This is a genomic window from Herbaspirillum sp. B65 (assembly GCF_000333555.1).
Classification (GTDB): domain Bacteria; phylum Pseudomonadota; class Gammaproteobacteria; order Burkholderiales; family Burkholderiaceae_D; genus Herbaspirillum; species Herbaspirillum rubrisubalbicans.
The window spans coordinates 1-6120 of record NZ_BADI01001118.1; the positions used below are offsets into that span (position 1 = coordinate 1).

6 protein-coding genes are annotated in these 6120 nt (G+C 62.1%); 5 read left to right on the forward strand and 1 reads right to left on the reverse strand.

Annotated features, from left to right (window positions below; genetic code table 11):
• From I5W_RS26465 to I5W_RS26485, 5 genes are all read left to right on the forward strand, one after another.
• Positions 1-208 (forward strand): DUF1330 domain-containing protein (locus tag I5W_RS26465; protein ID WP_044531497.1); only part of this gene is annotated, 208 nt, incomplete at its 5' end.
• 272 nt (positions 209-480) lie between these two features.
• Positions 481-1422: a LysR substrate-binding domain-containing protein gene (locus I5W_RS26470; RefSeq protein ID WP_044531498.1), complete on the forward strand. Its 942-nt coding sequence runs from the start codon at positions 481-483 to the stop codon at positions 1420-1422.
• Positions 1423-1723: 301 nt separating this feature from the next.
• The gene (locus tag I5W_RS26475; protein ID WP_044531499.1) at positions 1724-2905 is read left to right on the forward strand and encodes a GGDEF domain-containing protein; all 1182 of its coding nucleotides are present in this window, start codon (positions 1724-1726) and stop codon (positions 2903-2905) included.
• A 158-nt stretch (positions 2906-3063) separates the two neighbouring features.
• Positions 3064-4761, forward strand: coding sequence for a glucose-6-phosphate isomerase (gene pgi / locus I5W_RS26480; RefSeq protein WP_044531500.1), 1698 nt, complete (start codon positions 3064-3066; stop codon positions 4759-4761).
• 56 nt (positions 4762-4817) lie between these two features.
• A complete protein-coding gene (locus tag I5W_RS26485) occupies positions 4818-5360 on the forward strand; it encodes a hypothetical protein (RefSeq protein ID WP_044531501.1) in 543 nt (180 codons plus the stop codon).
• 366 nt (positions 5361-5726) lie between these two features.
• Here I5W_RS26485 and I5W_RS26490 read toward each other — a convergent pair.
• Positions 5727-6120: AraC family ligand binding domain-containing protein (locus I5W_RS26490; RefSeq protein ID WP_441294741.1), on the reverse strand; the 394-nt coding region annotated here is incomplete at its 5' end.

The window sequence follows — 6120 nt, forward strand, 5'->3', positions numbered from 1 at the left end:
GCAAGATGCGGGCGGCAAGATTCTGCATTTCGGTACGGTTGCACAAATTTTGGAAGGGGATGAAGAGCCGTTGCCAATGGCAGGGGTTTTTGAATTTCCGACACTCACCCAAGCGTTGGCTTTCTATCATTCCGAAAGATATGCGCCGATCAAGGCTGAACGTCAAGAAGCCCAGCAAGCCCGGATGTTCGTCGTCGAAGCCGGATGAAATGCCGGTTTTTGGAAGGAGTCTCCGTTACAAGCTGCCCTTCAGGTAAAAATCCTTCCAAGAAAAATTGGGATATAAATTGGGATGTGAATGGACCAAGACCCCGTCTTTTTCAGCTAATTCTGAAGGGCAGATAACGGACAAATCCCGGCCCCTCGTCCCTCTACTACTTCAGCATAAAGGTATAGCCGACATCCTCATCCCGCTATCCTCATTGTGTCTTTCGGCTAAGATGGACAAATCCCGCCTTCGCAAGCAAGGAATCCCACCGCATGGAATTACGCCAACTGCGCTACTTCGTGGCCATCGTCGATCATGGTTCGCTCTCGCGCGCAGCGCGTGTGCTGCACATCGCCCAGCCGGCGCTGACCCAGCAGATCCGCCAGCTGGAAGACGAAATGGCGGCGCAACTGCTGCACCGTTCGGCCCAGGGCGTGATCGCCACCGATGCCGGCAAGGTCTTCTACGAACACGCGCTGGCGATCTTGAAGCAGGTGCAGGATGCCAAGCAGGCCGTGGCGCAGTCCACCGACAAGCCCGCCGGTACGGTGGCGCTGGGCATTCCGCAAAGCGTCTCCAATGCACTGGCCTTGCCGTTGCTCAACGCAGTGCGCTCGACTTACCCGGACATCACCCTGCAACTGACCGAGGAATTGACCGGTAACCTCATCACCCAGTTGAAGTCGGGTCGCATCAACCTGGCCGTGCTGTTCGACGATGGTCAGCTAGCTTCCTTCGCGGCCACACCCATGATCGAGGAAGAGATGATGTACATCACCCGGGCCAAGTCGCAATACGGCGTGAGCGGCCGCAGGCGCGTACCCCTGACACTGGCCCTCCAGGCGCCGCTGATCCTGCCGGGCCTGGCGCATGGCGTGCGTCCGCGCATCGAACAACTGGTGCGATCGCAGGGCATGAGCCTGGAGAACGTCATCGAGATCAATTCGGTGGCCATCCTGAAGTCGGCCATCCTGGCCGATATCGGCGCCACCATCCTGCCAGTGGCGCCCCTGCTGGCCGATATCGAACGTGGCGAGATGGTGGCCCATCCGATTGCCGGCGAACCGATCTCGCGCACCCTGGCCCTGTGCGCTTCGCGCAATATCCCGCTGACCACGGCGGCGGCTGCGGTGGAGCGGTTGGTGCTGGACGTCACCGACCAGTTGTGCCACTCCGGCCAATGGGGGCATACCCGGGTGCTGGAACGTGAATGAAGAGGGAATACTCGCGTTTGTGTTCAGTTTTTTTGATGTTGAAGTGAAATTTTCTGAAGCGACGTGATCATCGGTTACACTGATGAGCTGCTGCAGGACCTAGACTCCAGGTCACCCGACATCTCGTCTGTCTATTTGCGCGAGGGCGCACTTGGGATGCTTCCTTTACAGCTCGCAACATGGCGGCTGACTGCCTTGGGAGGCGGTCTTTGCAGGCTCTGGCAGCTGGTTCGTCGCAGGTCTGCGGCGCATGGTTCCAGTCCAGTAATATCTTCTTTGCCCTGCGGGGCAGCACATCCGGATGAATGCAGCTACAGCCAGTATTGCACTGGCCCTCGTACAATTTTGCGGCGGCGTGGTCATGGCGGGCCTGTTCCTGAACATGCCCAGGGAGCATTGCACGCGTCAGTGGGCGCTTTCGGGCGGGCTGTCAGCGTCGGGTATCTGCATCATGGTGGCGGGCTACACCGGGCTGGGGGGCGCCTGGAATGCCTTGCTGCTGTTGATGGGCAACACCTCCTTGTTTGCCGGCTGCCTGAGCGCCTGGAGCGGGCTGCGCAGTTTCTACCAGCGACGCACCGGTCGTTGGCCGCTGCTGATGGTGGGTGTCTATGCCTTCCTTTTTTCGCTCATGCTGCTCTATCGGGTCAGCTTTACCAATCGCGCCTACCTGGCCATGTTTGCCTTGCAGATGGTGTTCTGGCTGGTCCTCATCGAATTCGTGCGCGGCATGTCGGGGCCGGGGGGGCGGCGTTATGGTGGATGGAGCTTCGGGCGCTGCATCGGGATCTTTTCGCTGTTCATCTTCATTACCACCCATCTGGCCCGCTTCGTCTTGTCCTTTTCGCAGCCTGAACTGTTCATCCCGCCGGCCATGAGCACCATCGGCGTGGCTCTGATCTACATGATCCCCCTGTGCGGATCGCTGCTGTTCTCGGTGTCCCTGATGATGATCTACTTCGAACGCCTGCTGGCCGACAAGCAGCGCCTGGCCACCGAAGATGAACTGACCGGCACCCTGAACCGGCGCGAGCTGGTGCGCTGTGGCGAACTGGCGCTGGCGCAGGCGGTGCAGGTTCGACAGCGGCTGACGCTGGCCTTCATCGACGTGGATCACTTCAAGCGCATCAACGATACCCATGGCCACCTGGCGGGGGACCGCGTGCTGGCCGATATCGGCATCCTGTTGCGCAAGCACTGCGCCCAGGGTGGCTTGATCGGTCGCTATGGTGGCGAGGAATTCTGCGCCGTGTTCTCCGGCTGGAGCGAAGAGCAGGCGCGCGCCAGTGCCCAGCATCTGCTGGAAACGGTGCGCAACCATGTCTTCGTGCATGGTCAGGAGGTCACCATCAGCGTTGGCCTGGCCGTCCTGCAGCCGGGCCAGGTCATGAGCTGGGATCAACTGGTGCACGAGGCCGACCAGGCCCTGTACCGCGCCAAGAGCGAAGGGCGCAATGCCTTCCGCATGGCGCTGGCGGCCTGAACTTCGCCCCTTTCTGGCACTCCTCGTTTCCTACAAGTGAATCTGGCGCCGTCCTATGCCTTTCGGCAGCGGCTGGCCGCTACCATGACGCGATCCCGGCCATGTCGCGGCAAGTCCGCTGGCCGCGTCGTTGGTACCCAGCACAAGGAGTTTCGCGCATGACCAAGTTGCCCGCCGCCGATCTGCAGTTGCCGCTGTTCGCCTCCAGCCAGCGTGAATCGCTGACCGACAAGAGCGCCTGGATCGCCTTGCAGGAGCATTATCAAGACAGTGCCCGCCATTTCCGGCTGGAGCGCCTGTTTGCCGCCGATCTGCAGCGTGGCCAGAGCCTGGTGGCCGAAGGCGCAGGCATCTATCTCGACTATTCCAAGAACCTGGTGAGTGGCCAGACGATGAGTTTGCTCATGCAACTGGCGCGCCAGTGCGGCCTGCAAGACCGCATCGAAGCCATGTTCCGGGGCGATCGGATCAACGTCACCGAGCAGCGTGCGGTGTTGCATACGGCCTTGCGCAAGCCGGCCGGGGAGCGGCTGGTGGTGGAGGGCGAAGAGGTGGTGGCCCAGGTCCAGCAGGTGCTCACGCGCATGGAAGCCTTTGCCGAGCAGGTGCGCAGCGGCCAATGGACCGGTCACACCGGAGGCCGCATCCGCCACGTGGTCAACATCGGCATCGGCGGCTCCGACCTGGGGCCGAGCATGGCCCAGGAGGCCTTGCGGGCTTATAGCCAGCATGACCTGAACCTTCACTTCCTGTCGGATGTGGATGGCACGGCCCTGCTGGAAACCGTGCGCACGCTGCCGGCGCAGGAGACGCTGTTCATCGTCTGTTCCAAAACCTTCACTACGCTGGAAACCCTCACCAATGCCCAGGCAGCGCGCCAGTGGCTGGTCCAGCAACTGGGGGACGAGGCTGCGGTGGCGCGCCACTTCGTGGGGGTGACCAGCAATATCGAAGAGGCCAGCCGCTTCGGCATCGATCCGGCCAACATGTTTGGCTTCTGGGATTGGGTCGGCGGGCGTTATTCGATGACCAGCGCCATTGGGCTGTCGACCATGATCGCCATCGGCGCGCAGCATTTCCGCCAGCTGCTGGCAGGCTTCCATGCCATGGATGAACACTTTCGCACTACCCCGCTGGAAGCCAACCTGCCGGTCATCCTGGGGATGCTCACGGTGTGGTACACCAACTTCTTCGGTGCGCGCAGCCAGGCGGTGCTGGCTTATAGCCAGTCCCTGAAGCGCCTGCCGGCCTATCTGCAGCAGTTGACCATGGAAAGCAATGGCAAGCAGGTGACGCTACAGGGCCAGAGCGTGCATTACCAGACTTCGCCGGTGTACTGGGGCGACAATGGCATCAACGGTCAGCATTCCTTTTACCAGTTGCTGCACCAGGGCACGCAGATGGTGCCTTGCGACTTCATCGGCTTCTGCCGGCCAGTGCAAGCCGTAGGCCAGCAACATGCGCTGCTCATGGCCAATATGTTCGCCCAGTCCGAAGCCCTGGCCTTCGGCAAGACGGCGCAGCAGGTACGCCAAGAGGGCAGTTCCGAAGAACTGACCCCGCACCGCGTCTTCCCCGGCAACCGGCCCAGCAATAGCCTGCTGATCGACCAGCTCACGCCCTACAGCCTGGGCACGCTGGTGGCCTTGTATGAGCACAGTGTCTTCACCCAGGGTGTGATCTGGGATATCGATTCCTTCGACCAGTGGGGCGTGGAGCTGGGCAAGCAACTGGCCCGCCGCACGGCGCGCGAATTGATCGACCACGCGCAACCCCTGCATCACGACAGTTCCACCAATGCTCTGATCCATCGCTATCGCGCCCGTCAGGATGGGGCGCCGGCACAGGCGGACTAAGCCTGCCGTCGGGGCGCCATCGTCGCGCCACAGCGCCGGTCCACCGAGGAGACACCATGACTACCATCATCGCTGCCCGTTTCGATTTGCAGGAGGACGCCGCCCAGGCGGTCACTGCGCTCACCGAGGCCGGTTTTGCACAGCGCCATATCAGCCGCTTCTTCGTCAATCCGGCCGGGCAGCATGACCGCTTTGCGCTCGGCGGCGACCGCGACAAATCGCCCGGCGCCCAAGATACCGACAGCGGTGCGGTGACCGGGGTGGCCGCTGGCGCCGGCGTGGGCGCGGCAGCGGGGCTGGCGACCTCACCTGTGACCGGTGCGCTGGGGCCGGCCCTGGGTGGCTTGGTCGGTGGGCATGTGGGAGGGCTGGTGGGCAGTCTCTCTGCTACCGATGACGATCCCGCCCCCCGTCGCGCAGCCGGGATGCGGGTGGCTGTCGCGGTGGCCGATGAGGCCGAGCAGGACAAGGCGCTGCGACTCTTGCGCAGCCTGGGGGCGGTCGACATCGAACGCAGCAGCGGTACCATCCGCGATGGCGACTGGATCGATTTCGATCCGCTCTCGGCGCCAGTGCCGGTGGAGGGGCCGCACGGTTGAGCTGACGGCGCCTACCGCATGGCATCCCCCAGGCCCGGCAGGCAACTGTCGGGCCTTTGCGTTGAGGGCGGCGTAGCGAGGCGCGGATGGCGCTTGCCAAGAGCCTGCCCGAACGTGCATATTGTCAGTCTATAATTGCACGTAATCATTGATTACCGCGGAAATCTGCTACAGCGCCGAGGGAACAGCGAGAAAGAACAATAAGCAATACCGAAAGGGGGGCGCACTGCTGATCGATCCTGATCGATGACTTTGCACCATGAGAATGATCATGAAGCGGGCGGACGCACATGAGACTACTGACCAGGGGCTTGCTGATCGTTGCCATTCCAAGCCTGTTTGAAGTATTGCTGTTGGGGGCCTTGTTCAAGGTCCAGGCTGACGCCGAACAGGCCGCCTCATGAAATCACGGCACAGCGCGCCCAGTTTGTCGTCCTGCGGTAGCGGCACGTGTACCGGAATTTCGCGAGCGCGACCGATCTCCTGCAACAACAACCGCATCAGGCTTTCCTCACGGCTGTGCGGCGCATAGCGTGGATCGATCCGGGTCGCCTCGATCAACAGTTCGCGCAACAGCGGCCTGACCTCCAGCACCTGGCAGGTCAGCGCATCGCGCGGCGCGTGATCAGGCTCCACGAAGGCGCTACAGGTGGTCACCGGCAAGAGCATACGGCTCTGGTGCTCACGCCCGGAAGGAATCCATACCGCGTGCTGCGGTGGCACCACCCAGGCCCCATCTTGCGTGACCACCTGCATCAGC